The organism is Komagataeibacter intermedius TF2 (assembly GCF_000964425.1).
In the GTDB taxonomy this organism is placed as follows: domain Bacteria; phylum Pseudomonadota; class Alphaproteobacteria; order Acetobacterales; family Acetobacteraceae; genus Komagataeibacter; species Komagataeibacter intermedius.
The window spans coordinates 1-2,916 of sequence record NZ_BANF01000288.1 but is presented as its reverse complement, the minus strand read 5'-3'; the positions used below and the strand labels follow the sequence as shown (position 1 = coordinate 2,916).

The following is a 2,916-nucleotide window of genomic DNA, read 5'->3' as shown; positions in this document are numbered from 1 at the left end:
CGAACGTCGTGTTTAGGCAGTAGTCATAAGATGTCACTTGCTACATCGACAACCCAATGCTTCCCCTGCCAAAAAGATGGGGAAGCCATGCCCAACTTGGTCAACGATGATCACCATGTCTTATTACGTGAACAGAGCCTGTTGTCCGGATAAGATTCAGATTCTCGGCAGCCGGCGTGCTATTCTTCCAGCTCCACCAAAACCGCCGGGTTAATCTCCAGAGCACGGGCGAGACGAAGAGTTGCCAGAAACGTGGGATTGGACTTGTAAACGGGGTCGGCATCCCACCAGGCGTATAGGAAAGCATCATCCTGCTCGTCTGAATTCCGCGAGCATCGCTCTCATCGTCAGACGCATATTCCGTTTGGTAGGGCGACATTTTTTCGCTATAAAGTGACCAGTTTAATGGTTCGGAGCCCGAAATGCAGACCGTCAACCTGGTGGAAGCCAAAGCCCATCTCAGTCGTCTGGTTGATCTGGCGAAGGAAGGAGAGTCCGTTCGTATTCTTCGTCGCGGCAAGGTCGTCGCACAACTCGTCAAGGCGGAGCCAGTACGTAAACCCATTGCAGTGAGTGCTCTTCGTTCACTTACCAGCATTATGACGCCGCAAAGGGAACCTGCTGCAGAAACTGTTCGCGCGATGCGTGATGAGGCAAGGTATTGAGTCTTTATCTCGATACATCGGTTCTTGTGGCGGCTCTGACCAATGAGGAAGAGACAACCCGGATGCAGGACTGGCTTGGCGTCCAGGCACCTGAAGATCTTTCCATCAGTGACTGGGTTGTCACCGAGTTTTCTTCAGCCCTGTCGATCAAGCTTCGCATGGGCCAGATTACCGTCACAGATCGAGCAAACAGCCTGGCCATGTTCACCCGTCTTCGCACAGAAAGCTTTGGTGTCATGCCTGTGACCAGTCAGAACTTCCGGACAGCGGCAAGATTTTCCGCTCAGTATGCTCTGGGTCTGCGTGCCGGAGACGCCCTCCATCTGGCAGTTTGTGCGGATCATGGCGCGACATTATGTACCCTGGATCGTCGTCTTGCCGAAGCGGGGCCCCAGGTCGGTCTGGCGACTACGCTCCTATGATCGATCCTTGATTGAGGACCATTGGAAAATATCGCGAATTTACGATTGCGGTTCCAGGACGCATTACGATCGCATGCAGTCACACATTTGCTTTATCCCCGGACTGACACGCAGGCTGCATCGATTACGGGTCAGCGCCCTGACATGATACAGGTAGGTCATATTGGACTGAGGACACCGCTTAGTGGGACCGGACGTAACGGCCGAAGCCGTTCATCAGATAGCCCACCATCCTGCCCTCAAAATGAAATCCTCAGGATGATCTCTGCAGGAAATGCTCCAATTGAGCGATCAGGGCAGGCAAAGCCTCTTCTACCGTACGCCAAACAATCCCATAATTGATCTCGAAATAGCCGTGCGCGATCCGGTTCCGCATTCCGCGCATTTGCCTCCACGGAATATGCGGATAACGCGCTACGTCATCCGGGTAGGCAGCCATAACTTTGGTCGTCGCTTCCCCAAGGATAAGCAGGCTCATGACAACGGCCTGCTGGGTCCTGCGATCCTTCAGAAAATCTTCGACCGCCATGCCTTGCACGAAGGAGCGGGCGTCGGTCGCTGCCTCGTGCATATGTCCCAGATAGTCAGTCAAACGAAAATGACGACTCACAAGGCACGCGCTTCAGACAGAACCTCATCCCGGAAGGCTAAGGGCAGATCTTCGGGCGTCCGGAGATCAACTGCTAGTCCCAGAAGATCTTCGAGATCGCTTTGCAGTCCGCCCAGGTCAAAAAGGGTGATTCCCTCGGGCGCATCAACCAGCAGGTCCAGATCACTTCCATCCCGATCCAGGCCATGCACAACGGAGCCAAAGACCCGGGGATTATCGAGTTTCCATTGCCGGGCCAGTCCAATGATGGAGTGACGATGCAGGGCAACGGCTTCAGACGGACGCATGAACACCTCTCCCTTTCCACAAAGCGGTTTATTCTATCAGATCGCTATACTCACCCCAAGGGCGCAAAGATTACTTTATATCTTTTTTTCGGCCTCAGATCGTCGCTACGGAACGTCCCGCACCAACGGTGCAATGGTGTATGAAGAGCCTTTATCAGGCCGGGTCCGACCCGGTTCCAAAGGTGGTACCGGTCCCACCCCGGGCAGGTGCCAAGACGTCGTTGAAATGGGTCCAGTGGGGGTTCATAAAGGGTTCGTACCGGGACCAAAAATGCGCCACCCGACGTCCACGCAGCGATTACCTCACACCGGTACAGCCACTGACACGGCCTGCAGGAGAAACGACGTGACGGAAATGGACTCACAGGCAGGCGGAAACCGTTTCATCCGACGCGTGGCCGGAGAAAAAATTCGTGGTCGGCTAGGACAGAAAGTCTCGCCACTTTACCGCTGGATGATGGAGAATTTCGAGGACATCTCGGAAGCGCGTCAGACAATCCGCGCTTGGGATATCTTCATCGAGATCGCACACGAGGATGGGATAACCGGAACGGTCGAGAACAAGGAAATCACCCGCAAGACGGCCGCCAAGACATGGGCTCGAGTCCGGCGTGCCCATGCCGGGCGATCCCACGATATCGTCCGAAAAAACCAGAAGCAGCTCCTGCCCAGTCGACAGTCTAAAGACTGGAAACCCGATATCATTGACGGGAAACACGGAAGCCTACCTCTTGCCGAAGCAGCCGTGCCGGCAGAAATTGCTTCCCTCCAAAAAAAGCCATCCCAGGTCGCATCATTACCGACGACCATTCCCGAGGCGTCAGTAGCAGACCTGGACGAGGAAGAAATCCGTCGCCGGGGTCGCGCACGGGCCGAAGAGATCATTCGGGATCTGGAAAACCGGCGACGGTTGCAGGAACCCGGCTTTCATC

Annotated in this window: 5 protein-coding genes; 3 read left to right on the top strand and 2 right to left on the bottom strand. The window is 54.9% G+C overall.

What is annotated here, in order from left to right:
- Positions 1-422: 422 nt before the first annotated feature.
- Both B7449_RS17130 and B7449_RS17125 read left to right on the top strand, forming a co-directional pair.
- Positions 423-665, top strand: coding sequence for a type II toxin-antitoxin system Phd/YefM family antitoxin (locus B7449_RS17130; RefSeq protein WP_010518306.1), 243 nt, complete (start codon positions 423-425; stop codon positions 663-665).
- Entirely contained in the window at positions 662-1,087 is a 426-nt protein-coding gene (locus tag B7449_RS17125) for a type II toxin-antitoxin system VapC family toxin (protein ID WP_048883901.1), read from the top strand. The genes B7449_RS17130 and B7449_RS17125 overlap by 4 nt, the downstream gene beginning before the upstream one ends.
- Positions 1,088-1,340: 253 nt before the next feature.
- Here B7449_RS17125 and B7449_RS17120 read toward each other — a convergent pair whose 3' ends face one another.
- Positions 1,341-1,697 (bottom strand): HepT-like ribonuclease domain-containing protein, encoded by a 357-nt coding sequence (locus B7449_RS17120; RefSeq protein WP_039734028.1) that lies wholly within the window; start codon positions 1,695-1,697, stop codon positions 1,341-1,343.
- Entirely contained in the window at positions 1,694-1,984 is a 291-nt protein-coding gene (locus tag B7449_RS17115; protein ID WP_010518281.1) for a nucleotidyltransferase family protein, read from the bottom strand. Before B7449_RS17115 ends, B7449_RS17120 begins: the two co-directional genes overlap by 4 nt.
- Before the next feature lie 355 nt (positions 1,985-2,339).
- Here B7449_RS17115 and B7449_RS17110 point away from each other — a divergent pair.
- Positions 2,340-2,916: hypothetical protein (locus tag B7449_RS17110; RefSeq protein ID WP_048883899.1), on the top strand; the 577-nt coding region annotated here is incomplete at its 3' end.